This window comes from Curvibacter sp. GW821-FHT01G03, from assembly GCF_059422285.1.
The window spans coordinates 1-268 of record NZ_JBWKWP010000073.1 but is presented as its reverse complement, the minus strand read 5'-3'; the positions used below and the strand labels follow the sequence as shown (position 1 = coordinate 268).

Below are 268 nucleotides of genomic sequence, written 5' to 3'. Positions count from 1 at the left end.
GCCCGGCACCCAGCTCAAGGAGGCCGTGCTGCCCGCGCCCATGGTCAGTCTGGCGACGGGGCTCGGTCATGGTTTGAACTTCGAAGGCTATGTGCAGGCGGCCTGGAACCCCAATTTCTTCCCGCCCACAGGGGGTTACTGGTCGACTGCTGACGGGCTGGGTGCTGGGCACCAAGCCTATGGTTTGTCTACTGTCACCGCCAAGAATGGCGGGCAGTGGGGTCTGTCCCTGCGCTATCAGCCCAGCGATACCCAACTGAACCTGGGC

1 protein-coding gene is annotated in these 268 nt (G+C 63.8%); it reads left to right on the top strand.

The genetic code is table 11. From position 1 onward, the window contains the following. Positions 1 to 268 (top strand): DUF1302 family protein (locus tag AC07VS_RS28870; RefSeq protein ID WP_494752706.1); only part of this gene is annotated, 268 nt, incomplete at both ends.